The 24592-nt window shown below is 52.6% G+C and carries 27 protein-coding genes and 2 tRNA genes; 13 read left to right on the forward strand and 16 right to left on the reverse strand.

Features of this window, described 5'->3' with window-relative positions; all coding sequences use genetic code 11:
* Window positions 1–186 precede the first annotated feature (186 nt).
* The gene (locus tag WC612_06545; GenBank protein ID MFA6280432.1) at window positions 187–1083 is read left to right on the forward strand and encodes an ROK family protein; all 897 of its coding nucleotides are present in this window, start codon (window positions 187–189) and stop codon (window positions 1081–1083) included.
* Between the two features lie 16 nt (window positions 1084–1099).
* Here the strand turns inward: WC612_06545 and WC612_06550 are convergent, their stop codons facing one another.
* The 8 genes from WC612_06550 to WC612_06585 all read right to left on the reverse strand — a co-directional run bounded on the left by WC612_06550 (window position 1100) and on the right by WC612_06585 (window position 9129).
* Window positions 1100–2236: a Fic/DOC family N-terminal domain-containing protein gene (locus WC612_06550; protein MFA6280433.1), complete on the reverse strand. Its 1137-nt coding sequence runs from the start codon at window positions 2234–2236 to the stop codon at window positions 1100–1102.
* A gap of 407 nt (window positions 2237–2643) precedes the next feature.
* Window positions 2644–4458 carry an aminopeptidase P family protein gene (locus WC612_06555; protein ID MFA6280434.1) on the reverse strand — a complete coding sequence of 605 codons (1815 nt, stop codon included), beginning with the start codon at window positions 4456–4458 and terminating at the stop codon, window positions 2644–2646.
* 307 nt (window positions 4459–4765) lie between these two features.
* Complete coding sequence (locus WC612_06560) at window positions 4766–5647, reverse strand: 50S ribosomal protein L11 methyltransferase (GenBank protein ID MFA6280435.1); 882 nt, start codon at window positions 5645–5647, stop codon at window positions 4766–4768.
* A gap of 140 nt (window positions 5648–5787) precedes the next feature.
* Complete coding sequence (locus WC612_06565) at window positions 5788–6897, reverse strand: Fic family protein (protein ID MFA6280436.1); 1110 nt, start codon at window positions 6895–6897, stop codon at window positions 5788–5790.
* Window positions 6898–7020: 123 nt separating this feature from the next.
* The gene (locus WC612_06570) at window positions 7021–7158 is read right to left on the reverse strand and encodes a hypothetical protein (protein MFA6280437.1); all 138 of its coding nucleotides are present in this window, start codon (window positions 7156–7158) and stop codon (window positions 7021–7023) included.
* A 227-nt stretch (window positions 7159–7385) separates the two neighbouring features.
* The gene (locus tag WC612_06575) at window positions 7386–7895 is read right to left on the reverse strand and encodes a hypothetical protein (GenBank protein MFA6280438.1); all 510 of its coding nucleotides are present in this window, start codon (window positions 7893–7895) and stop codon (window positions 7386–7388) included.
* 504 nt (window positions 7896–8399) lie between these two features.
* Window positions 8400–8489: transfer RNA gene (locus WC612_06580), tRNA-Ser, on the reverse strand.
* A 454-nt stretch (window positions 8490–8943) separates the two neighbouring features.
* On the reverse strand, window positions 8944–9129 hold the full coding sequence (locus tag WC612_06585) for a hypothetical protein (protein ID MFA6280439.1): 186 nt from the start codon (window positions 9127–9129) through the stop codon (window positions 8944–8946).
* A 102-nt stretch (window positions 9130–9231) separates the two neighbouring features.
* Between WC612_06585 and WC612_06590 the strand changes: the two genes are divergently transcribed.
* The 6 genes from WC612_06590 to WC612_06615 all read left to right on the forward strand — a co-directional run bounded on the left by WC612_06590 (window position 9232) and on the right by WC612_06615 (window position 13214).
* Entirely contained in the window at window positions 9232–10020 is a 789-nt protein-coding gene (locus WC612_06590; GenBank protein MFA6280440.1) for an enoyl-CoA hydratase-related protein, read from the forward strand.
* A gap of 160 nt (window positions 10021–10180) precedes the next feature.
* Window positions 10181–10459: a hypothetical protein gene (locus tag WC612_06595; protein ID MFA6280441.1), complete on the forward strand. Its 279-nt coding sequence runs from the start codon at window positions 10181–10183 to the stop codon at window positions 10457–10459.
* Between the two features lie 139 nt (window positions 10460–10598).
* Window positions 10599–11438, forward strand: a complete 840-nt coding sequence (locus tag WC612_06600; protein MFA6280442.1) for a hypothetical protein — start codon at window positions 10599–10601, stop codon at window positions 11436–11438.
* A gap of 80 nt (window positions 11439–11518) precedes the next feature.
* Window positions 11519–12562 carry an NAD(P)/FAD-dependent oxidoreductase gene (locus WC612_06605; GenBank protein ID MFA6280443.1) on the forward strand — a complete coding sequence of 348 codons (1044 nt, stop codon included), beginning with the start codon at window positions 11519–11521 and terminating at the stop codon, window positions 12560–12562.
* Window positions 12563–12582: 20 nt separating this feature from the next.
* Window positions 12583–12897 (forward strand): 2Fe-2S iron-sulfur cluster-binding protein, encoded by a 315-nt coding sequence (locus WC612_06610; GenBank protein MFA6280444.1) that lies wholly within the window; start codon window positions 12583–12585, stop codon window positions 12895–12897.
* Window positions 12897–13214, forward strand: a complete 318-nt coding sequence (locus WC612_06615; protein MFA6280445.1) for a hypothetical protein — start codon at window positions 12897–12899, stop codon at window positions 13212–13214. The genes WC612_06610 and WC612_06615 overlap by 1 nt, the downstream gene beginning before the upstream one ends.
* Window positions 13215–13219: 5 nt before the next feature.
* Here the strand turns inward: WC612_06615 and purB are convergent, their stop codons facing one another.
* From purB to WC612_06635, 4 genes are all read right to left on the reverse strand, one after another.
* Complete coding sequence (purB, locus tag WC612_06620) at window positions 13220–14533, reverse strand: adenylosuccinate lyase (protein ID MFA6280446.1); 1314 nt, start codon at window positions 14531–14533, stop codon at window positions 13220–13222.
* Window positions 14534–14539: 6 nt separating this feature from the next.
* Entirely contained in the window at window positions 14540–14944 is a 405-nt protein-coding gene (locus tag WC612_06625; protein MFA6280447.1) for a lipoprotein, read from the reverse strand.
* 138 nt (window positions 14945–15082) lie between these two features.
* Window positions 15083–15247 carry a hypothetical protein gene (locus WC612_06630; GenBank protein ID MFA6280448.1) on the reverse strand — a complete coding sequence of 55 codons (165 nt, stop codon included), beginning with the start codon at window positions 15245–15247 and terminating at the stop codon, window positions 15083–15085.
* Window positions 15248–15273: 26 nt separating this feature from the next.
* Window positions 15274–15684 (reverse strand): hypothetical protein, encoded by a 411-nt coding sequence (locus WC612_06635; GenBank protein ID MFA6280449.1) that lies wholly within the window; start codon window positions 15682–15684, stop codon window positions 15274–15276.
* Between the two features lie 160 nt (window positions 15685–15844).
* Between WC612_06635 and WC612_06640 the strand changes: the two genes are divergently transcribed.
* From WC612_06640 to mazG, 6 genes are all read left to right on the forward strand, one after another.
* Window positions 15845–16099 (forward strand): DUF2312 domain-containing protein, encoded by a 255-nt coding sequence (locus WC612_06640; GenBank protein ID MFA6280450.1) that lies wholly within the window; start codon window positions 15845–15847, stop codon window positions 16097–16099.
* A gap of 23 nt (window positions 16100–16122) precedes the next feature.
* Window positions 16123–17121, forward strand: coding sequence for a lytic murein transglycosylase (locus WC612_06645; protein MFA6280451.1), 999 nt, complete (start codon window positions 16123–16125; stop codon window positions 17119–17121).
* A gap of 107 nt (window positions 17122–17228) precedes the next feature.
* On the forward strand, window positions 17229–18293 hold the full coding sequence (locus tag WC612_06650) for a septal ring lytic transglycosylase RlpA family protein (protein ID MFA6280452.1): 1065 nt from the start codon (window positions 17229–17231) through the stop codon (window positions 18291–18293).
* A 40-nt stretch (window positions 18294–18333) separates the two neighbouring features.
* The gene (locus tag WC612_06655) at window positions 18334–19509 is read left to right on the forward strand and encodes a D-alanyl-D-alanine carboxypeptidase family protein (GenBank protein MFA6280453.1); all 1176 of its coding nucleotides are present in this window, start codon (window positions 18334–18336) and stop codon (window positions 19507–19509) included.
* Between the two features lie 6 nt (window positions 19510–19515).
* Window positions 19516–20157 carry a dTMP kinase gene (gene tmk, locus WC612_06660; GenBank protein ID MFA6280454.1) on the forward strand — a complete coding sequence of 214 codons (642 nt, stop codon included), beginning with the start codon at window positions 19516–19518 and terminating at the stop codon, window positions 20155–20157.
* A gap of 126 nt (window positions 20158–20283) precedes the next feature.
* Window positions 20284–21132 carry a nucleoside triphosphate pyrophosphohydrolase gene (mazG, locus tag WC612_06665; protein MFA6280455.1) on the forward strand — a complete coding sequence of 283 codons (849 nt, stop codon included), beginning with the start codon at window positions 20284–20286 and terminating at the stop codon, window positions 21130–21132.
* Between the two features lie 39 nt (window positions 21133–21171).
* Here the strand turns inward: mazG and ftsZ are convergent, their stop codons facing one another.
* The 4 genes from ftsZ to WC612_06685 form a co-directional block, all read right to left on the reverse strand.
* A complete protein-coding gene (ftsZ, locus tag WC612_06670) occupies window positions 21172–22914 on the reverse strand; it encodes a cell division protein FtsZ (GenBank protein ID MFA6280456.1) in 1743 nt (580 codons plus the stop codon).
* A gap of 243 nt (window positions 22915–23157) precedes the next feature.
* A complete protein-coding gene (locus tag WC612_06675) occupies window positions 23158–23466 on the reverse strand; it encodes an STAS domain-containing protein (GenBank protein ID MFA6280457.1) in 309 nt (102 codons plus the stop codon).
* 198 nt (window positions 23467–23664) lie between these two features.
* A complete protein-coding gene (locus tag WC612_06680; protein MFA6280458.1) occupies window positions 23665–24138 on the reverse strand; it encodes a DUF2147 domain-containing protein in 474 nt (157 codons plus the stop codon).
* Between the two features lie 313 nt (window positions 24139–24451).
* Window positions 24452–24526, reverse strand: a tRNA-Gly gene (locus WC612_06685).
* Window positions 24527–24592 lie beyond the last annotated feature (66 nt).

Consider the following 24592-nt stretch of genomic DNA (forward strand, 5'->3'; position numbering starts at 1 on the left):
CGCTTAGCCCTTTCGCCCACCGCAAGAGCGGCGGGACGAGGGCGCGGGAATGACGAGTTTTGTGTTTAATTTTAACCCATCAGCGTCACCCCCGCGAAAGCGGGGGTCCCGTTTCATTTTTTCTATCTCTTGGAAATCATTTGGTCTGACAATAATGTCTGTGAAAATCCATAACCAGAGGGACGTATGACAATCTCTATCGGGCTTGATATCGGCGGCACAAAAATCGCGGGCGCGGCGTTTGACTCGCATGGCGCGATGATCTGCCAGCAAAGCGTTCCCACTCCCAAAGACTACGACGCCTTCATCAAAGCGTGTGCGAGTGTCGTGGCGGGGGTTGAGCTGCGCTCAGCGCCTGTGGAGCGTTTTGGCGTTTGCATCGCGGGCATGATCGATCAGGCGCAGGGCGCCTTTTTCTCGGTGGGTATTTCCTGTGCGCGTGAAAAAGCGTTTCGCGATGACCTCGCCGCCGCGACAGAGCAAGAGGTGCGGATCGCGAACGATGCTGACAGCATGGCGCTTGCCGAAGCGATTGACGGCGCGGGCAAAGGCTATTCCACCGTTCTGGGTTTGATTATTGGCACAGGGATCGGCTCTGGCTTTGTCGTGAACCAAAAGATTGTGTCCGGCCCGAATGGCTTGGTGGGCGAGGTTGGCCATCTGCCCTTGCCTTACCGCGAAGAATCCGACGGCGTGCCGATTGAATGCGGGTGCGGGCAGGTGGGCTGCATCGAAACGACGGTGGCGGGCAGCGCCTTGATGCGCCTTTATGCCGCGATGACGGGCAAGAAGGCCGACAATCCGCAGATTGCCACACTGGCAAGGTCAGGCGATGAGGCGACGCTGGCTGTCCTTGATCATTATTATGAGATGCTGGCCAAAGCGATGGTGACGGTCATCCACGCCTATGATCCCCATATCATCGTGGTGAGCGGTGGGCTGAACGGCATGCCCGATCTTTATAAGAAGGTTCCGCAAAAGTGGGGGAAGTACTGCATTGCGAAGAATCCTAAGACGCTTTTTGTTCCTGCCGTCCATGGCCCCGTCGCTGGCCTTCGCGGCGCGGCAGGGCTGTGGGGGTAATACTTTTCGGTCAGGGTTACACACGTACTAATTTTAAGAGCGGCTCAAACGCATACATGGCTGGGCGTCTGCCAGATGCCTCCTCTAATGTTATGAGCAGTTTGTTATCAATTAATATGCGTGTGAATTTTGCCGCCGTAGATTCAGGGATTCCGCTCATACCCGTAAATTTATTGTTTCTAAAGTAAGGGTTTGTGAAAACAAAATCCAGCGCCCTCAAATGCCAGCGTGTTCCGAGTTTCTCTTCAAAGACAGTTTTCATGTTTTCATACAAGCCGGATATGTCTTCGGCAATTTTTAGGTTCCGCACGGCTTGATTCTCCAAAACACCCAAAAAAAACACGCACCATTCCGTCCACGTGCCTTTTTCAGACACCTCTTTGAGCCTGTCTACATACAGGGCTTTGTTTTCTTCCAAATAACTGCTGACGTAAAAATGGGGAGCAGAGATAACACCAGCTTTCCAAAGCATGAGTGTAATAATCATGCGGCCCAAACGACCGTTTCCATCCTTAAAGGGATGCAAAGCTTCAAACTCGACGTGCGCGAGAGCGGTCTTAATTAGTATTTGCTCGTTGCCCTCTGCGATATAGAGGCTAAGTTGTTGCATCCCATCCGTCAACTTTTCAGGGCTTATAGGGACAAATAAAACATTTCTTTTTGTCCTATCAACAACGTAATTTTGCTCATTTTTATATTGTCCGGGAGACTTTCCCGCGCCACGCCCATAGGAAAGCAATTTGCTGTGCAATCCACGAACAAGCCATTCTGAAATGTTATGACCGTCTTCCATTGATTGCTGTGCGGCACGCAAGGCGCGTTGATACATAATTGTCTCAACCACTTCCGTGCGTACGTTGGCAGGGTTTTCATTCTCTTCGGTATAGTCTGCTTCATACTTTAAAATTTCATCCATTGTGCTTACCGTTCCTTCCATACGTGAGGAGATAACGGCTTCCTGATTGCGCAATGGCGCGAGTAAAAACTCACTATTATGCATGTTTTTAAGCATCTGATCGAAACGCGCAATTGCAGCCACGGCGCGCCCCAGCGGCTCGACAAGCTTTCCGTAATCAAGGGAAGCTGGCGGAAACATATCGTAATGATAGTGAACAGCCTTTTCGAAATTTAACTCTGAGATTGGTATAGCCATATATGCCACAAAACCCTTTCTTCGCCTTCTAAGGTGTTAATATGTAACAATATCTTTGACGCTCATTTTTCTGAAGTTTAGAGGGGCAAATCACCTTGAGCCGCATAATAGAGCATCAAAATAGCTTGTCTGTCAATTTTCTTGATTTCTGAGAGTCAAAACACTTTGGCTGAATTTGTTTATTTACGTCTATTACTTTCAAGACCATTTTTGTGCCTATAAACCCGCCTTAAAAGGTCGTTTAAGGCGTGTTTCCGATAATAGGGGTGAAATGTTCATTTATAATGCCTCTCACGGCGCTTAGGATGAGCGTGGGTGCGTTATTTCGACTCCTCGGCCACATACCCTGCCAAAAAATCTATTAACGCGCTCTAGGCTCATTTAAATCGATTTTCCCTAACGCCCTTTTACAGGGTCGCCGTTGCCGCTTGAAGCCACTTGCCTGAAGCCTCGTCCAACTGCGGGCGCAGGGCCTTGGCCACGCGGGCGTGATAGGCGTTCAGCCATGCCGTCTCCTTTGGCGAAAGCATGTCGAGAGCGATGGCGCGGCGGTCGAACGGCGCAAGCGTCAAAGGCTCAAACCCCAGCATCTTCATCTCAGGGTTGCTGATCTCAAACAGCTCGATCACATATTGCAGGTTCTCAAGACGGATGCCGTAGTGCTTGGCTTTGTAATATCCCGGCTCGTTCGATAGCACCATATTGGGGGCGAGCGCCGTCGTCCCGCGCCGCGAGAGGCTTTGCGGCCCTTCATGCACGCCAAGATAGCTGCCGACGCCGTGACCCGTCCCGTGGCCATAGTCAAGGCCGACCTCCCACAGATATTGCCGCGCCAAAACGTCCAGCTCAGCGCCGCTTGTACCTTCGGGAAAGCGGATGGAGGCCATGGCGATATGCCCCTTCAGCACGCGGGTATAGCGATCACGCATTTCCGGCGTTACCTCGCCAATGGGAATGGTGCGCGTCACGTCCGTCGTGCCGTCCAGATATTGCGCCCCGCTATCCAGCAAAAGGAAGCTGCCCTGATCCAGCGTGCAGCATGTTTCTTTCTGGGCGCGGTAATGCACAATCGCGCCGTTCGGCCCCGATCCCGCGATGGTGGCAAAGCTTGCGCCGCGATACAGCGTGCCGCTGGCGCGAAACGCGGTCAGCTTTTCTTCGACATCGATTTCGGTGAGGCCGCCTTGCGGCGCGTTTTGATCCAGCCATGCCAGCAATTTGACAAGAGCCGCGCCGTCACGCCTGTGCGCGGCGCGCATGCCGTCGATCTCGGTGTTGTTTTTGCACGCGCGGGGCAGGATGCAGGGATCGCTTCCTTGCACCAGCGTTGCGCCCGCTTCGCGCAGCAAAGCGATGGTCGCGTGCGAGGTTTCATCGGGATCGACAAGAACCCGCGCTTTGGCCTCGCCAAGGCGGCGCAGAGCGGCGGGGAAATCGTCTTGTGCATGGCGCGTGATTTCAGCGCCCAAGGTTCGATCAAGGCTATGCGCGACTTTGCGCGGCTCCACAAACCATTCGGCACTGCCATCTGCGCGAAGAATAGCGGTGCTGAGCGGCAGCGGCGTATAGGGAACGTCCCCGCCACGCACGTTAAGAAGCCACGCGACAGAGGCAGGATCGGTGATCACGGCGGCGTTCAGGTTTTTCTTTTGCAGCTCATCGCCCAGCTCATGCCGCTTCACGGTAGAGGCCTTGCCGGCATAGGTCGTGTCATGCGCCACAATCGGCTCGCACGGCGCGAGCGGCCTGTCTTGCCACAGCGCATCGATGGGGTTTTCCTGAACGGGCTTAAGCCGCGCGCCCCGTTTCAGGGCGGCGGCCTCTAGCCGCTCAATCTGCTTGGTGGAATGAAGTGTGGGGTCAAAGCCCAACGTCATCTGCGAGAGAAGGTTTTCTTCCATCCACGCGCCAAGCGTTTTGTTGGCGACATCGATAGGCGTATAAAGGCCCACCGGAAGCTGTTTCTGTGCTTGCAGGGTATAGCGGCTGTCCGTGAAAAAGGCGGCGCGATCCATCAGCACGATGACAAACGCGGAGGAGCCCGTGAAGCCCGTCAGGAACTTGATGCGCTCGGCATAGGGCGCGACGTATTCGTTTTGGTATTCGTCCGACATCGGCACAAGAAAGCCGTCCAGTCCTTGCGTTTTCAGGGACGTGCGAAGCGCCTGCAAACGATCATGAAAGGGCGAGGCGAGGGGAGCGAGGGGGGCAAGATGAGTCATGCCCCAATTTTGATCACATCGGGTGCGTTAGCGCAAGCCTACCGTTATCATTCTTCTCAACCGTCGTCATCTGCACACCAACGACGTCATCCCGCACCCCAGTCGTCATCCCCGCGAAGGCGGGGATCCAGTGCCGCGCGTCTGCGCGGCATATAAGTCAAAAACAAAAGAAGGCTTTCTCGCCTACCATTTATCTTTATGCGCTCGCTATCGCTCGCAGCTGGATCCCCGCCTTCGCGGGGATGACAGCGTGGGTTAAATTCAAACATAAGTCTTATCACAAGAGTGGGGATGACGAAGGGGAGGATTAGGAAAGGGAAGTCAGCACAAGCACAGACCACTCGCCTAGCTTTTGATGGTCGGTCAGAGTCAAACCTTGCGCCAGATGCGCGGCGATGACGGCGTCAGCTTGTGTGTTCAAAAGGCCAGAGAGGATGGCGTGGCCCCCAACCTTTAAATGGTTTTTCAAATCGCCCGCCATGGCACACAACGGATCGGCAAAGATGTTGGCCATGATCAAATCATACGGTGCGCCCTGCGCCACAAGCGGCGGGGCATAGCCCATGCCGACGATAAAGGTTGTGCGCTCTGCCACGCCGTTGATCGCGGCGTTTTCATTCGCGATGGTGACGGACAGCTCATCCATATCGACGCCCAGCGCAATGCCGCTGTCCACGGTCTTGGCAAACGCCATCGCCAAAATGCCAGAGCCGCAGCCCATATCCAGCATGCTGTGGGGTTGAGGAATCGTGCTGTCCTTCAACAGGCGATCCAGCGCCTCTAGGCAGCCGCGTGTGGTGGGATGCTCACCCGTGCCAAAGGCCGAGGTCGCGTCGATCTGCAAGGCCGCGCTGAAATCCGTTATTTTGTCGCGGTGCGCTGCGCCATAAACCGTCCATCGCGCGATGGGAAGCGGCGGAAAATCCTGTGCCACCTTTTTAAGCCAATCCAGATTGCCAACGGGCGCGATGGTATAGGACGGCGCATTGTCCATCCCGTGCAAGCGTTCCTCAACCCACGCGGGCGCAGGCTCACCGTCCAGCAGTGCCTCAACCTGCGCGGCGGCGCAGCGCGGCGGGGACAGAATGCTGATGGCTAGCGCGTCGTCTTCAAACAGAGCCTCCACCGCCTCGATCTGATCGGGGCGGCAGGTGAGGGTAAGGGTGTAAAGGTCGGGGTCAGTGATCATGCGAAAGCCTATAGCACAAGCTTCCCCTGCTTGCCAAAAGAATGCGCATTGTGCCTTTTATATTTGCGCCCGCGTCCATTCTTCAACGGCAGAGGAGAAATCCAGCTGATACGCGGGAATGCCCAGCGAGAGGCCATGCCTTATTCAACTTCATCTGGCAGCCTGTAACTGGTGCTGCGTCCACCGCCTGAGTTTTGAATAAAGACGCTTCGTTCCTTTAAGTCCTGAATGTCTCTTAGCGCCGTATCATTCGAACATTTGGCAAGTTTGGCATACTTAGAGGTATTCATGAATCCTTTGAAATCGTTCTCAAGCATCCGATTGATGACAAGGCGCTGACGCTCGTTGACGGGGTTTTGATTGATTCTAACCCAAAGACGCGACTTAAAGAGAACAGTGCCTAGGGTCGTATCAGCATTCGCAAGCGCACGCCCTAGACAAGTCAAAAACCAACTAAGCCAGCCCGTTATATCCGCTGTGCTGCGTTGCTGTTTTTCAAGCTGTGCGTAATAATTCTTGCGCTCAGCTTCAATTTGAGAAGACAGACTGTAGAAGCGATCTGGCGTTCCATCGGCGCGCGCAAGCGCCATATCGCCAATAGCTCTGGCAATGCGGCCATTCCCGTCCTCAAACGGATGGAGCGTGACAAACCACAGATGCGCAATACCCGCCTTCAAAACCGGATCAATATCGTGGCCGCTGTCAAACCACGCTAGAAACGCTTTCATTTCCTTGTTTAGCCGATCTGCTCTTGGTGCTTCGAAATGAATTTTTTCTCGGCCTATCGGGCCAGAGACAACCTGCATCGGCCCTGCTTCTTTTGTGCGCCAGCTGCCAGCCGTGATTTTGTGCATGCCGCTTCGTCCTGTCGGAAACAAGGCCGCGTGCCAATCGAATAAACGATCCTTCGTCAAAGGCTTTGAAAAGTTTTGCGTGGCATCCAGCATCATCTCGACAATGCCTTCCACACTGCGACTAGCCGGAACAAGACCCGCGATGTCGATCCCTAACCTACGCGCAATGGAGGAACGAACTTCTTCTGGGTTAAGTGTTTGGCCTTCAATAGCCGATGATTTTACCGTGTCATTCGTCAACGTGTTAAGGCTGGCTTCTCGCTTGAGAGCAAAACCCAGCCCCTCCATCCGTCCAAGCAAAAGTCCTTGGCGATGGCGCACATCCGCTAACTTGGAAGCAAGAGCCTGAGCATCCCACGTAAATTTCGGCCAGTCTTGATGTTCGTGTATCCACATAGATCATGTCCTGTTTTTACAAGGGATGGGTTATTCACCGCATTATTTAAGGTGATTATAGACCCTATTTACCGCAAAATCAAGATAATTCGCCGCAATATATGCGGTGAATAAACGGTCTAATCACCGCACGGTCCAAAACGCCTGTGGCGTTTTGTGCTGGGGCGTCACCGCCTCAACCTTCGTCGCAACAAGAGCCATGCTGGCGATCACAGCCTTGTCGCTAAGAGACACTTCGATAATGATCCCGCGATAGGTCATGGTGGGTAGGGCCTTAGAATAATACCAAACTGCGCATGAAACGACTCGTTGAGTAAGAAACCAAACGGGATTCCCGCTTGCGCGGGAATGACGGGGTTTGTGTTTAACTTGAAACCTCTATCGTCATCCCCGCGAAAGCGGGGATCCAGTTTTCTTTTTTCTTTACGCGTCGGTTCATAAGCTCGTTGGTATAAGTGGCGGGGCAGAGGTAACCGGCGCGACAAATGCTATCTATGGATATCATTGTTGAAGTGTTTATTATTTTTTCCATGGTCAACGATTCCATTCTTGTATCCGGAAATATTATTGCTGTCCGTTGTTATGTTTTGGGAACCGGGGCCAATATAAATTGCGGTGGAGCCTGTTGGTACGGAGTTAGCAGAAACGGAACCCTTGAGAACTTCAACAACCTTGATTTTACAATCACTGTTGTTTTTGAGCGCTGCAGGCAAATCCTTTTGTGCAAGGCCTTCATAGGTCGTATCTGCATAACCGGCAGATACAGAAGTCCCCATATCCGCAAGTTTCTTTGCAAGTTTGGATAATTCGGCTTTTATGTTTGCTTTAGCGTCAATATTTGCGTTCTTCCCAACTGTTGGCACTATGCCACAGATTTTATCAGCGGCATTAGTTATGACCTCTAGTTCGCTGACATTACTTGCTTGCGCAGCAAGAGGCGCTGTGCATACGAAAATTCCGATGAACAGAATCACTTTCAAGATGTTTCTACCAACCATAACCAAGTCCTCCTTAAACATTTTTTCTCATGCCTACCAGTCGATATACAACCACAACGCCACACCTATTGGCTTTGTGGCTCTTGACCGAGTCAACAGCTACCATAACTTTTAGAGAGTTTCGGCTCATAGTCAAATCGGATAATTTCCATTGTGCCTCGTCATTGCGAGGAGCGGACGCGACGAAGCAATCCAGCGCCGAGCGTCTGCGAGGCGTATGACTCTTTTGCGCGGCAGACGCCGCGCAGCTGGATTGCCACGTCGGCCTTACGGCCTCCTCGCAATGACGGGTGGAGGGCAATCGGGCGACGTTTATAGGGGGGGGATTGATGTCGTCCGCTTCGCGGCCTCCATCGCGTCTTCGCCATGACCCTTTATTTTTGTGTGGGCGCGTACACGTTCGCGCCCACCTTATTGACTGGCTTGTCGTCGAACCCCCTTGGGGGTTCGAATCCTGCGGTCTGTTTATGCTATGCAGGGGCAATTGCCCCTGCATAGCATAAATGGCGGAGAGGGGGGGATTCGAACCCCCGGTACGTTTACACGCACAACGGTTTTCGAGACCGTCGCATTCAACCGCTCTGCCACCTCTCCGTATTCATCATTCAACAGCGGGGTTGATCGCGGTTGAACCTTATCTTTTTCACGCGCCTTCGCGCGTGGGTGTCCTTCTCAATCCCTCCCGCAAGGGGAGGGTGATTTAATTCGTCCGCTACTTCCGTATAGAATAAAAGACACCTGCGGTTCTGGAGTCTTTAATTCCTTTTCATGTGCAGCTGGTCTCTTATACCAACGAGCGTATGAACTGACGCGTAAAGAAAAAAGAAAACGGGATCCCCGCTTTCGCGGGGATGACGATAAAGGGTTAAATTAAAATACAAATCCTGTCATTCCCGCGCCCTCGTCCCGCCGCCCTTGCGGCGGGCGAAAGGACAAAGCGGGAATCCCGTTTGGTTTCTTACTCAACGAGTCGTTTCATGCGCAGTTGGTCTCTTACATCAACCCATTAAGCTTGGCAATTAAAGAGTGAAGGGGGCGGGAAACAACGTTAACGCCCCGTTTCCTTCCCCTTTTTGTCCAAAACATAGCGCAACTTGGTTAGCGCCGTGCGTTGTAGAACCGATTGGGGCATAGAGGCGGGGCCTTGGATCACGACTTCCGTGCCGGTCTGGGCGTCAACCGCCGTCACCTTCATAATCGCCCCAATCTGGGTATATTCGAAAAGCACTTCCATGGGTGGAGGATAGGGGGTCGCGTTCTTTGTTGCAAGATGACTTGAAATGCGTCTCTAACAGGGGCAAAGTGAGTCTTCTTATTATTTAAAGGGGGATACGTTATGGCACTGAACGAAGTTTTGACCGAGCGGCGGGGGCAGGCTCTTATTATAACCTTTAACCGCCCCGATCATGCCAACGCGCTGACGATGGATATGGCGCAGCAGCTCTTCACGATTTTAAAGAACGCCACCACGGATCACAGCGTCCGCGCTGTTATGTTGCGCGGCGCGGCCGACAACTACATGGACGGCCTTGATATGAGTTTTTACAAGGAGAACATGAGCGATGCCTTGGACAAGGCTAATCAGTTGATCCTCCCCTATCACTCGGCAATCCGTGAGCTTCATGTGATGGACAAGCCCGTTCTCTCCGTGATCGATGGCTATGTGACGGGGACGGGGTTCAGCTTTATGTTGGCATCCGATCTGGTGATTTCTTCGAAAAGAGCGCGGTTTAACACGCGCTTTGCCGAATACGCCTTGACCCCGGATGGCGGCGTCTCGTTCTTCCTTGCGCGCAAGCTGGGCATCACCCGTGCGGTTGAGATTATGATGCTGTGCGAGGAGTTCAATGCCGACCGTGCCGAGCGCCTTCGCATCGTCAACAAAGTCGTCGAAGACGCTGATTTGCATGAGCAGGCGTTGGTATGGCTGGATCACCTTGTCGCGGGGCCAACCAAGGCCTATGGCGCGATCAAAAAGCTGGCGAGCCGCGCGTTTGAGCAGGATTTGAACTCTCACTTGGGTCTTGAGCATTCCTATTTCGGCGCAAGCTCACGCAGCTTCGACTTCCGCGAGGCCGTCCGTGCCGATATCGAAGGCCGCGAACCACGATTCACGGGGACGTGATGCGGGGCGATGCACCTTTGCCGATGAAAATAGTTTCATCGGCGGTTTTGTTGCAAATAAATCCTTTTTTAACTATGATTATTAACGGCTTATCAACCCTATAGCGATAGGCTGTTGGTGTGGATTAGAGCGCTATTCTTTTTTTAGGAAAGGATGTAGAATGAGCATCGCGCACGCAGATAATTTTCAAGAGGCTAAAGCGATGTCTTTGTTCAATCCATTTAACTTGTTTGGAAAACGGCGAGAGAACTTACCCGAGGATATAGCGGAAGTGAATGCTTTGCCAATGCCTGAAAGCTACAGAAAGGAGCTGCTTAAGCGCTATCGTAAGATTGATGAGCGGGTGGAAAAAGAGTCTGCGGCGGCACATGATCGCTTTTTGAGAAAACTTATAGCTGATACAAACAGAAGGAGAGGCCTTAATAATCCAGCCCCCTGATGTTCATTCAGAAAAAGATATAAGCCACCTCAATTAAGCAGGTGGCTTTTTCTTCGGAAAATAAGCAAGAAAACGGCTTCAATTAATCAATAAATAACCCAGTTCATATTATACTGCTTCCATATTGGGAGGATACCACATGACCATTCGTTCTATTCCAGACGATCTTTACAATAAAATTGTTTTGACTTTTTTATCTAAGAATAGAGCCCAAAATGGAGCCGCTCGCTTTGCAATGGATCGTTTCATTGCGGATGTTAGTGGCAAGATTCCTAATGGCAGTATGTCACATGATACAGCGCATGCTATTTTAGATGATAGATGGAGCGTTAGCGCCTACATAAAAGAAACGACACGACAGCGGAAAATTGAGGCCAATAAAAAATCCCAAAATAAAAAGAAGGAACAGAAGAGCTTATTGACCGGCTGGCAGCAGAAAATAAAGAAAGAATTTAGTCGGCACGGCATTCCTACCGATGATTTTGAACCGCAGACGCTAAGAGCAAGCCCCTACATAAAATACATAGCCTTTAGAATGATGGCGGCTGGTTCTTTCAAAACGCTTGTTATGACAGGTGTAGCCATCGCCTTTCTTGTCAATGTTGCTGCGAGCGAGGCCGTAAAGATCATAGATTACTATGGGGAAAAGGCCATTGCGCTTTGGAAAAACAGGCGTCAATCACCGCCTTCTTCGCAGAAGATAGAGGCGCAGCCTCAAGACAGAAAAAGCGATCCTTTGCCTTCCCCCCAGACATCCAATGCCCCCGTGTTTTTGGAAAACAACCCTTTTGGGTCTGTTGATACAGGGAAAAACAAAACGATGCTGGACATCTTGGCCTCTGGGCATTCGGTTGTGCTGCCCTTGAAATCCGGAACTGTTTTGCTACGGATGGAGCCACAAACAGAAAAAACGGTTCCTCTAGCGCCCCAGCACCCTAAGCGGCGCGTTGGAAACGGAGTGACCCCTCCGCAGCCGTAAACATTCACCTTTTTCTTGAAGTGGGCGGGCGTGTGGTTTATGACCGCTGTCACAGCAGCATTTACCACAAGGGCCTTATAATGACCGAAGCAACCCAAGACGTGATCTCTACCGACGTGATTATCATTGGCGCGGGGCCGATTGGCCTTTTCGCCGTGTTTGAGCTTGGCCTTTACGACATGAAGTGCCATCTGATCGACATTCTGGATCGCGTGGGCGGCCAGTGCGCTGAGCTTTATCCTGAAAAGCCCATCTACGACATTCCCGCCGTTCCCGTCTGCACGGGCTCGGAGCTGGTTGATAAGCTGATGGAGCAAATCAAGCCCTTTAGCCCCACCTTCCACCTTGGCCAGATGGCCGAGAAGATGGAAAAGACCGCCGAAGGCAAGTGGCGCGTGGTGACGGATAACGGCACGACGCTAGAGGCTCCCGTGGTCGTTCTGGCGGCGGGCGGCGGCTCCTTTGTGCCGAAAAAGATGCCGCTCAAGGGCATTGAGGCGTTTGAGGGCACGTCCGTCTTTTATGCCGTTCGCAAGATGGAAGCCTTCCGCGATAAGACGTTGGTGATCTCTGGCGGCGGCGATTCCGCGCTGGATTGGGCCATTAACCTGCAGCCTGTGGCCAAGCATGTGACCCTTATTCACCGCCGTGACGAGTTCCGCGCCGCGCCTGACTCTGTCAGCAAAATGCGCGCTTTGGTGGCTTCCGGTGCGATGGACCTTAAAATTGCCGCCATCACGGGCGTCAGCGGGCAGGGCGGCCAGATTTCGGGCGTCACCGTTAAGGAAGAGGGCAAGGATCCCGTTGAGATGCCTTGTGATGCCATGCTGGCCTTTTACGGGCTAACCATGAAGCTGGGGCCTGTGGCCGATTTCGGGATAACCTTTGAAAACGAGCTGGTTCCCGTCGATACGGCGACCTTTGAAACTAATTTGCAGGGTGTTTTTGCCATTGGCGACATAAACGTGTATCCTGGTAAAATGAAGTTGATTCTGTCGGGCTTCCATGAGGCGGCGCTGATGGCCAAAAAGGCGTTCCCTTATGTCCATCCTGATCGGCGCTATCGCTTCCAGTACACGACATCATCCAGCAACCTGCACAAGCAGCTGGGTAAAGACGAGTAACTATAAACGAGAGAAAAGAGATGCATATTTTTTGTACGGATATCGAAGGCAAGGCTCACGAACTCCCCGCGACTGAGGAGTGGAGCGTGATGGAGATTATTCGCGAAGGCGGCATTGCCATGCTGGCCCAGTGTGGCGGCTCATGCGCTTGTGCGACGTGCCACGTCTATGTCGATCCTGCGTGGAAGGATAAGATTCCTGCCGCAAGCGAGGAAGAAATCGGCATGCTGGACGGCGCGTTTGAAGTGACAGAGGATTCACGGTTGGCGTGTCAGATTTTCTTCACGAAGGAACTCGACGGCCTGAAAGTTACTCTTGCCAATGGGTCCATGTAATGTTGCTTGACGAGCTTCAACAGCGTTACGGCCTTTATGTTACCGAATTGGTGCGTCAGGCCTTAACGCTGGAGGAATTCAACCGCCTCGAAATTGAAGAGTTAGTGACGTACTTTGAATTGAAGGCTGAGCGTACCTATGAAGAGTACCGCCGCCATCAAGTACAGCCTCACCCCTCCCAAAGCCCAACGGAATCCAAAGACGATTATTTGAATATCTTGCACCGCCGTTGGCAGCAGTCCGAGGAAATGGCGCAGACCGTCCTTTCCGCCGAAAAGGACTATTACGAATCCCATGCCCACGCCCTTGAGGCGTAACGCCCTTAACCCGCCGCTAAGACCCGTTTCCATACCTTACGGGCGTGGCGCGTGTAGTATTTCAAATCAAAGCAGGCCTTCAGCGTTTTGTGATCGACCTTCTTTTGAATGGTCGGGTCGGCCTTGATGCGCTCTTCGAACGAGGCCTGTTTGCCAGATTGAATATCGTCCCAGACCTTCATCGCGGTGCTTTGCACGAGGGCATAGGAATCCTCGCGGCTCATGCCGGCTTGGGTTAGCGCCAGCAAAACGCGCTGCGAGAAATAAAGGCCGCCAAGGGATTCCAGATTGACCTTGATGCGCTCCTTGTAAATCACCATGCCGTCAATAAGGCCGGTGAGGCGGGTGAGGGCGAAGTCGAGGGCAATCGTAGCATCGGGGGCAAAGACGCGCTCCACCGACGAATGCGAGATATCGCGTTCATGCCATAGCGCGACGTTTTCCAGCGCGGGCGTAACCGCTGCGCGAACGATGCGGGCAAGACCCGTCAGGTTTTCGGCCAGAATGGGGTTGCGCTTGTGCGGCATGGCGCTAGAGCCTTTTTGCCCTTTGGCGAAAGGTTCCTCGGCCTCGCGCACTTCGCTGCGTTGCAGGTGGCGCATTTCAATCGCGAAATTCTCAATCGACGCGGCGATGACGCCCATCGTCGCAAAGAACATCGCGTGACGATCACGCGGGATGACCTGCGTTGATATCGGCTCAACCGCCAGACCCATTTTCTTGGCGACGTGCGCTTCGACGCGTGGATCGACCGTAGCAAAGCTCCCCACGGGGCCAGAGATCGCGCAGGTCGCTATTTCTTTTTGCGCGGCGATCATGCGTTTTTTCGCCCGTGCAAAGGCGGCGTAGTGGCTGGCCAGCTTGATGCCGAAGCTGGTCGGCTCGGCATGAATGCCGTGGCTGCGGCCAATTGTCGGGATGTCGATGGTTTCATCCACGCGCTTTTTCAAAGCCGCGATGACGTGGTCAAGCCCTTCGATCAGAAGATCGGCGGCTTGTTTCATTTGAATGGAGAGCGTGGTGTCCAAAATGTCGCTGGAGGTCATGCCTTGATGCACAAAGCGGGCATCGGGGCCGATAGACGCCGCCAGATCGGTCAGGAAGGCCAGCACGTCATGGCGTGTCGTCTTCTCAATCTCATCGATCCGCGCAATGTCCCACTTGCCCTTTTTCCAAACGGCTTTGGCCGCAGAAGCGGGAATCACGCCAAGCTCGGCCTGAGCGTCGCAAGCATGGGCTTCAATCTCAAACCAGATACGGAACCTGTTCTCAGGCTCCCATATCTGCGTCATCTGGTGACGCGCATAACGAGGGATCATGGCCGCTTATTCCGCCGTCGCGGCTGCGCAAAGAGCGCCACCGCCCGCTAAAGGCATGCGGCCAGAGCAAGAGGTGACCTCCCACCCACGCGCGCGCATGCACTCGGCAACCACAAGGCTGGGTTGTTGCTTGCACTCTGCGCTGCTGCCCTTCATTGTGCGAACAATCGCTGTTTCAGCGTAGCGCTGCTTTTCCGGTTGGAATTGTACCAACTCAGGCTGCGGGACGTTGGCAGGGTAAATGCCGCAGGTGCATTGGCTAAGATCGAAATCCAGCTTCCTTTGCGCTTTTTCCAGCGGCATCAGGATATTGGGTTCGCTGATCGGACGCCAGAACTCGGCTGTCGAGACGAAGGTGGAACAAGCGGCAAGAGCCAAAACAGCAAAAAAACCGATAAGAGGACGGCGCATAGAAAAACTCCCTGTTAGATCCTGCCCACTATTGGCGAAAAAACGCCGAATCGCAAGCGCTGAACAACAAAAAACGACATAAGACCCCCTTTTTCTTATGTCGTTTTGCTTAATTTATGGTGAAGAAGGCCGTGGCCTTTAAGGCTTGCCAACGGCACGGGAGATTTCTTGCTGCAAACAATGAGACACCGCATGAAAGCCCGTGTAGGTAAAGACGTTCCAGCCCATCGATTCCTTGGCCGCCAGAAAAAGAACCCCGACGCCGATTGAGAAAAACAGCCAAAGGATCAATAGGCCTACCATGAAAAATGCTTTGGCTATCTTTTTCATTAATGAACTTCATAAGGGTTTGAGGAATAGGTGCGCGTGGAATCTGCCGGAGAGCCGAACGAGAACGCATCGCTGTTATGCCCTGAAGCCTGATCAAAGGAATCTTGGATCATCACGCGCAATTTTACGCGAAAAGCCATGCGGTCTTGCACAGGCTTTGGTAAATCCGTCATTTTTAAAACGCTTTTTTTCAAGAGAGCCATCACGACATCTTCGACGGCGCGGGACATTTCGGCGTCGGTGCGCCGTAATTCGAATAGAGCTTCTTCAATTTTCTTGGGGTCTTGACCGTTTTGCTCCAGAAAAGAGGTTAGATCCGGATGGTCATAAGGAACCATCTCTGCGCCATGAATGGACTGAACAGAGGCGCGAACAACTTTCCCTGATGTATCGCGGAGGATGAAGGGCATAGGGTTTTCTCTTTAGGGAGCGAGTCGGGACATATCATTCTAACAACATTATCCTTTTCGAGTTCTTAATAATTAGAAAAAAAGAAAAAGGTTTCTTTTTGAAGTCGAAGGCATTAGAAAACGGCTCTTATTTTCCTTATACCATTCAGGAGTGTTCACCATGACCAAAGAATCTTCCGGCGAAGTTTCCAGCGAGCGTCTGCGTTCTTTTATTCTTCGTATTGAAAAGCTTGAAGAATCGAAAGCCGCTGTTATGGAAGATATTAAAGATGTCTATGGCGAGGCTAAAAGTGTAGGGTTTGATATTAAAATCATCCGCAAAATCGTTAGCCTTCGTAAGATGGAAGTTGAAAAGCGTCGCGAAGAAGAGGAATTGTTGGATTTGTACAAATCCGCTTTGGGGATGGAAGTTTAAACAACACAAAGGGCGCAGAAATCATGTCTTTTAAGACGGCAAAACTTCTAAAAGCGCTTTCTTTTGTTTTCTTACTTTCTCCCTTTATGAACCCCGCTTTCGCGCAGGACCAGCAGGGATTCCGTGCGTGGCTAGACCAACTGGCGCCAGAGATGATCGCGCAGGGCATTGCGCCCGCGACCTTGGAAAAGGTTTGGCCGACGCTGACCCTTGATGAAAGCGTGATCGAGCTTGACTGCAAGCAGCCCGAACACAAAGTAACCCTCGCGCAATATCTTAAAAATACGCTGCCCGAGGCGCGGCTTCGCAAGGGGCGTGACTTGTTGGATGAAAATCGTGTGGTCTTGGATGCTGTGGCGGCGCGGTATGGCGTTCCGGCGTCAACGATTGTTGCCCTTTGGGGGATCGAGAGCAGCTTTGGCGATAATCGCGGCGATAATTCCGTGATCAATTCTTTGGCGACGTTGGCCTATGAAGGCCGCCGCGCCGACTTCTTTAAAAAGGAAATGGTTGAGGCTTTGCACATCATGGATGAGGAGGGCGGTGAGCCTTCGTTTTTGCAGCAAGGCTCATGGGCGGGCGCGATGGGGCAGTGCCAGTTTATGCCCTCCACCTACCGGCGTTATGCCGTGGATTTCGATGGCGACGGGCGGCGCGACATCGGGGACAATCTTGGCGATGTTTTTGCCTCGATGGCAAACTATCTGGCCGCTGAGGGATGGAAGCGTGGCATCGGCTGGGGCAAAGAGGTCATTACCCTCCGTCCCGTTCCCGCCAATCTGCTGGGTTTGGAAACGCCTCAAGACTTGGCCGTGTGGAAAAAGGAGGGCGTTCGTAACTTTTCTGGTCATGCCCTGACCGCCGATCAAGAAAAAGCCTATCTTATACAACCCGATGGCGTGGGTGGACGCAGCTTTCTGGTCTATGATAACTTCCTTGCGTTGATGAAGTGGAATCGCTCCACTTACTTTGCCACTGCGGTTGGCCTGTTTTCGAATGCGCTAGAGCGCACTAGGGGCTAGCCTAAATAGGTTGCTGAAAATTTGGAAACAAACCAAAAATGCTTCAATATAAAAAACTATCTAAACTAAACGGGATCCCCGCTTTCGCGGGGATGACAAGTGTTGGATTGAAAAAAAACAATAACCCCGTCATTCCCGCGCCCTCGTCCCGCCGCTCTTGCGGCGGGCGAAAGGGCAAAGCGGGAATCCCGTTTTCTTTTTTTTCCTTCCGTTTTAGCGCATCAAAACGTCGTTTTGTCCTACGCATCGCGTGCGTCCTATTGCTGGGCTTTCTGTCAGCCTGTGGGGGAGGGCGCGGAAGTCATTACTCTCCCAAAGGAACACCCGGAGCCGCGGGCTATTACAAAGTTGGCAAGCCTTATCAAATTAAAGATAACTGGTATTACCCCAAAGAAGATTACAGCTATGACGAGACGGGCATTGCCTCATGGTATGGCGCGGACTTTCATGAACTCAAAACCGCCAACGGCGAAACCTATAACAAGAATGAGTTAACGGCGGCGCATAAAACCTTGCCGATGCCCAGCCTCGCACGGGTCACCAACCTTGAGAATGGGCGCTCTATCGTTGTGCGCGTTAATGATCGCGGGCCGTTTTCTGGCGCGCGCGTGATCGATGTCTCGCAACGCGCCGCGCAGCTTTTGGGTTTTGAAAGGCAAGGGACGGCCAAAGTGCGCGTGCAAGTTTTAGCCGATGAAAGCAAAGCCATCGCCGATGCCATGCGCTCCTATGGCGGTTCATCGACAAAGACAACGGATCAAATCGTCGCCTCGGCCCAGCAGGCTCATCAGCCAACAACGTCTTCACCGTTCACGTCATCGAATGCCTCGGTTGAGGTCATGCCGCTTGATGCGCTGCCGCCGCCTCAACCTGCGCCGACGTCGATGACGATGGCCTCGGTCAAGCCTGTGGCCGAATATGTGCAGCTGCCCGTGACGGGTAAGAACCAGATATTTGTGCAGGCGGGCGCGTTCACGAATAGCGGCAATGCGCAGAGGCTGCAGCAAAGCTTAAAGAAAACGGGCGTTGTTAACGTTGTCGAGGCCTTGGTCAAGGGCGTCAAATACTATAGAGTCCGAGTCGGGCCGATTGATTCCGTCGCACTGGCCGATAAAACCCTTAAAAAGGTCGTTGGTGCGGGGGCTCAGGGCGCTCGCATTATTGTCGATTAGAAAACAGCTTGGAAGGACTCTCTCAAAGATGAAGATTCAGATGAAACGTACCGTGGCCTTTTACCTTCTTTCCTTTTTTCTTTTTGCGATTTCTCCCGCTTCTGCGCAAACGCCTGCGCCTGCACCGACGACTGTGGCTGTCCCCAGCCTTGCGCCTGTTGAAACCTTGGCCAAGCAGGCTGTCGTGATCGAAGCGTTAACGGGTGATGTCCTGTTCGCCAAGGATGCCGACACGCCCATGCCGACCTCGTCGATGAGCAAGGTTCTGACGATGTATTTGGTGTTTGAGGCGATCAAGAATGGCAAATTATCCATGGACTCCATGATCACGGTGAGCGAAGCCGCGTGGAAGCAAGAAGGCTCGCGCATGTTCATCAAGGTGGGCGAGCAGGTCAAGGTTGAGGATCTTGTGCGTGGCGTGATCATCCAGTCGGGCAATGATGCTGCCGTAGCGCTGGCCGAGGCCGTGGCGGGCGGTGAGGGAAGCTTTGCCGAGCTGATGAACGCCAAGGCGCAAGCTCTGGGGATGACACACTCGCATTTTGCGAACGCGACGGGTATGCCCGATCCACAGCACTATGCCTCGGCGCGGGATTTGGCGATCTTAGCGCTGGCGCTGATCCGCGATTTTCCGCAATACTATCACTATTATTCCGAGCAGGAATTTACCTATAACAACATCAAACAAGGCAATCGCAACCCGCTTTTGTACCGGAATATGGGCGTGGATGGCGTAAAAACAGGCCACACGGAAGTGGCTGGTTTTGGTCTTATTTCCTCGGCCTTGCGGGATGGGCGGCGCATCATGACGGTTGTGAATGGCCTGAAATCGATGCAGGAACGTGCCGATGAACCGGCCAAGCTGATCGAGTGGGCTTATCGCGAATACGGCCTTTACAACATCATTAACGCGGAAGAAAAAGTCGGTGAGGCTAAGGTTTGGCTGGGCGTTGAGACAACCGTTCCTGTCGTGCCGGAAAAGACGATTTCTAAAAGCTTGCCGCGCGCGCTGAAGGACAGCGTGAAGGTGAATGTCGTTATGGATAGCGAGACGCAAGCCCCGATCCAAAAGGGTCAGAAAATCGGCAAGGCCACTATCACGGGCACGAATATGGAAGCTCAAGAAGTCGCGCTGGTCGCGGCCAAGGATGTTCCCACGCTGGGATTCTTTGACGCCTTATGGCACAAAATCAAACGCAAGCTTGGCAAGGAATAAAAGCCTATGGGGCGCGGTCGCTTTATAACGCTAGAAGGTGGCGAGGGCGCTGGAAAATCCACGCAAGTGAACCTGATCGTCGATCATCTGGCGCAGCGTGGGATCAAGGCGCTTGCGACGCGTGAGGTTGGCGGCACGGCAGGGGCCGAAGATATTCGGCGGCTTTGGCTATCCAAACATCAAGGTTTTTGGGATCCGCTGACGGAAGTTTTTCTTATTATGGCGGCGCGGCGTGAGCATTTGACCAAAACGGTTTGGCCAGCGCTAGAGGCTGGCCATTGGGTTATTTCTGACCGCTTTGTCGATTCCACGCGGGCCTATCAGGGGATTGGTCTGGGGCTTGGCGTGGACGTGATAGACGCGCTTTATCATCAAATAGCGGGCGATTTTTGGCCCGATTTGACGCTTGTTTTGGATCTGCCGGTTGAGGCTGGCTTGCAGCGCATGAACGCCCGTAGCGGCGCGGCGCAGGATCGCTATGAGCAACAAGACACGGCTTTCCATGACGTTTTGCGGCAAGCTTTTTTGACGTTAGCCGCGCAAGAACCGCTGCGTATGGCCGTTATCAACGCCGCCGAGGCGCAGGCCCCTGTGGCAGCGCAAATCGCGGCCTGCATTGATCCTTTGATTGAATCGGGCATGAAATAAGGTGTTATGGGGCGTTCTATCACCTTTCCCCTTTGCCTCGCTCCCTAACATGTAATTTAACATAATATATCTTATGCGACAACTCTATGGCGCGTTTTGGTCGGTGCAAAGAAAGGGTAAGCAAGGATGAGTAAAGAGATGTTGACGGAAGTCCGTGACGAAACTTCTCAAAAAACCAGAGGCATCGATCAGCTTCTTGACGTGATGCGTAAGCTTCGCGACCCTGAAACTGGCTGTCCGTGGGACATCAAACAGGACTTTAAATCGCTGGCGCGTTACACGCTTGAGGAAGCCTATGAAGTCGTCGAAGCCATCGAAAATGACGATCATGACCACCTGTGCGAGGAGCTGGGCGACCTCCTCCTTCAGATCGTTTTTCAGGCCGAAATTGCGCAGGAAACGGCCCTCTTCTCCTTTGATGATGTTGCGGCGCGTGAGGCGCACAAGATGATTGAGCGCCATCCGCATGTGTTTGGTGACCGCGCAGGCGTTTCAACAGCCGCCGACGTTCTAAAGAATTGGGAAGCTGATAAGGCCGCCAAGAAAGCCGCAAAAGCCAAGGACGAGGCTAGGGCACACAGCGTTTTGGATGATGTGAATACCGCCCTGCCCGCTGTATCGCGTGCGTTAAAACTTCATCAACGCGCGGCGCGTGTTGGCTTTGATTGGGGAAATCCAACGGACATTATTGCAAAAATCCGTGAGGAAACGGATGAGTTGGAAGTGGAAATTAAAGCCAACACAAACCGCGACGCTTTAGAAATGGAGCTTGGAGACGTTCTTTCTGTCGTGGTTACTCTGGCGCGTCATTTGGAGATTGACCCTGAACGTGCTTTGCGTCGTTCTAATCAAAAATTTGAAAGTCGCTTTCGCTTCATCGAAGATTCTTTGCGTCAGCGTGGCCAGCCCATTGCCGAGGCCTCTCTCGATGAGATGGAGGCCCTATGGCAAGAGGCAAAAAAAGGGGAGCTATAAGCCCCCCTTTTTTTTAGAACAAACCTTGGCGATAAAGCTTTAGTGGTTGCCTTGCCGTCTTAAAAAGGCGGGGATGTCCAACAGATCGGAATCGCCGTTCGACAAAGCCTGACGATCCGATGGATCAATGTCTAAATCAGACTGACGCTTTCCAACCTCTTCCAAGTCTAGATCATCTTCCATGTCTTGCGTCGCCGAAGGGCGTACAAGGCCAAAGCCTGTGATCCGTTGGAAGAGAGATTGAGCCCGCTGATTAATGGGCATGCCGCTTGGTGCAGCGGCCTGTGTGGTGGTTGCCGTCAGTTGCGTAATACGCATATCGCTGGCTGTCTCGGCTCCGCTGCTACGCGAAGAAGTCGGGCCCGTCGATGTTGTGGTGGCGGTACGCTGCCGCCCCGCCTGCTGAACGGGTGGAATCTCACGTACCGGCAACGGCGCGACGCTCGTTTTGTAGGCGGTTGCCCCATAGCCCATGGTCGTTTCAGAAGAGGTGTGTTTATGCTCCGAGGGAGCAGCCTCCTCCTCTTGTCGGGTCGTCATAGAGGAAGCCTTAACGGCAGTCATTGTCCTTGGCGATACAGAAGTGGGCATGGTGAAGTAGGTCGTTGTTGGCCCTGCGGAAACGGTCGGCTCATCCTGCACGACGGGCTCTACAGGAGCTGTCACTTTCGCCGACGAAACCGTGGCGGCAGGCCGCACTTCTTCCCTTTGTTGCATGACACGAACTGCTGGCTTCACCGCGCTTGAGTGTGTGTTGGCACCACGCGTATCACCGACAAAGGTGCTTTGATCGACATCAATGCCTGTTGCGATAACAGAAACGCGAATGCGGCCATCCAGATTGTCGCCCAAGGTCGAGCCAACCTTGATTTGAGCCTCAGGATCCACTTCGTCGCGAATGCGGTTGGCGGCTTGGTCAACCTCAAACAAGGTCATATCAAGGCCGCCCGTGATGTTGATCAGAACGCCGCGTGCGCCCTTCATCGAAATATCGTCAAGCAGAGGATTGGAAATGGCCGCTTCTGCCGCAAGGATCGCGCGGTTGTCGCCGTCGGCCTCGCCCGTGCCCATCATCGCCTTGCCCATCTCGCCCATCACCGTTTTAACGTCGGCGAAGTCAAGGTTCATAAAGCCGGGCATGACCATCAGATCGGTAATGCCGCGCACGCCAGAGTGCAGAACCTCATCCGCCATGCGGAAGGCTTCGGCAAAGGTGGTGCGTTCATTCGCGATGCGGAAAAGATTTTGGTTCGGAATAACGATCAGCGTATCAACATATTTTTGCAGCTCGGCGATGCCCTCTTCTGCCATGCGCATACGGTTGTTGCCTTCAAAGTGGAAAGGCTTGGTGACAACGCCAACCGTTAGAATGCCGGCCTCACGCGCGGCACGCGCAATGACGGGCGCTGCGCCTGTCCCTGTGCCTCCGCCCATGCCCGCTGTTACGAAAAGCATATCCGAGCCATCAAGCAGCGACATAATATCGGGGAGCGCTTCTTCTGCTGCCGCGCAGCCGATGTTGGGACGTGATCCCGCGCCAAGACCGCGTGAGAGGTTGATACCAAGCTGGATTTTACGACCCGCGAGCGATTGGGCAAGCGCCTGAGAATCCGTGTTCGCCGCGACGAAGTCGCATCCTTCAAGGCTGGAGCGGATCATGTTGTTGATAGCGTTTCCGCCTGCGCCGCCAACCCCAACGACTGTAATACGGGGGCGTAGCATGTTGTCAGGTTCAGCCATCGACAAATTGATCATCTTCTCGTCCTCCATAACGTTTGTCACTTTCCCCGAAACATCGCGGGCTACCTACCCTAGTGTGATGATCAGGAAAGGAATCATGCGCACCATATCAGCCCTTTCGTTTGATTCGCGCAAGACCAGAAAGTGATTTTCGACAAAGAAATTCAGGACTTTAGTTAAAAAATTGGGTCCTTTAAAAACAAAGGCAGCGTAAAAAAATGAAAAAGGCGACCATTCCAATGAATTAGAGGTCGCAGTCAAAGTTTAATATGAGGAGTACTGTTTTTAGGCCGCGATGTTCAGGACATTCCATTGCGCGGCTTCATTTAATGACCGCAAAACCTGTCCCTTGGGTTGGTCAAAGAAAAGGCAACTGTGGAGTTGTTTAGAGAGATCATGCGCCAGCATAAAAAGGCGTAAAGCGGTTGAATCCATAGAGCTAAGCTCCCCCATATGAATTCTGATTTCTTTGCCCGCGCCGTCCTTTTTAACAGCCTTCAGGATTTGTTTGAAAAAATGCGAATCTTGAAAGGTAAAATCACCTTCCATGACGATGGTCATAACCTCAGGGGTAGAGCTGACATCGTATTTCATCACAACACCCAATGCTTACGGCATAGCCGCGATAAGCTTAGTATTCCCCTATTTTCTTAACCAGCGGTGTATTTCCTACACACAAAACTATGCTTTTTATTATTTTCATCGTTTTTTATATAAGAAAAACGATGTTTGTCATACATGCGCAATAAAAATTGGCCTCAATAGGGAAGTAAAAACAATTTGTCATAAATTTTAAGGGCGGGACTTATGAATGAGAGGGCATGGGGAAATCGATTCAGTGCGCGTCCATGTTTGGCCGCCACCCAGAAAAGAAAAGAACATATAGCCGCGCACTGCCAATGTGTTTTGATCCACTAAATGCAGGGCGGCGCTATAGGTGCTTCCGTGACGCGGGCTATAAATCCACCCACCTGTATAGTTGTCCGATTCCTGCGGAGAAAAACCGCCCAAGAACGTCAGACCGCAAAGCGGCTTTTTCCTTTTGTCGGGGTCAAGGTTATGATCGTCAAGAGAGGGATTCTCTGCCGTATCGTCTTTCAGCCAGTAAAAGCGTCCACAATAGCGATCTTCGCACGCATAGAATTGCACAACGGCATCGTGATCTTCCGTTTCCCACAAGCCTACTAAAGGCGCATCGCCTTGCGCCCATGACGTGCTTGGAATCAGGACCAAGGAAAGAAAGAAAAGGGCTGTGTGAATGCGCATGGGGTTTTTCTGTTTATATTCAAAACTCTTCAAGAGTGAGGGAGCGACAAAGAAAACAAACGGGACTCCCGCTTTCGCGGGAGTGACAGTGTTTTTTGTGGCCGCATTTCCCTTTAGCGTCATCCCCGCGAAAGCGGGGATCCAGTTTTCTTGTTTCTTTTTTGTCTGCAAAAACCAAATCTTCATTCTCGAAGGATATAAGCACAAAAAAAGGCGCCTGATTTGTGCGCCCGTTTTATGATGTTTTTATGTCTTTTGGAGCGGGTGACGAGCCTAGGAAAGCTATCGCTCCGGCGAAGGCCGGAGTCCAAACTGGAGCGGGTGACGAGGCTCGAACTCGCGACCCCGACCTTGGCAAGGTCGTGCTCTACCACTGAGCTACACCCGCTTCTGAAAGTGCGCCGATAATACAGAATGAAACGGACATTGCAAGCCTTTAGATACCCCTTTTTGA

Source organism: Bdellovibrionales bacterium (assembly GCA_041662785.1).
GTDB lineage: Bacteria > Pseudomonadota > Alphaproteobacteria > UBA9219 > UBA9219 > UBA8914.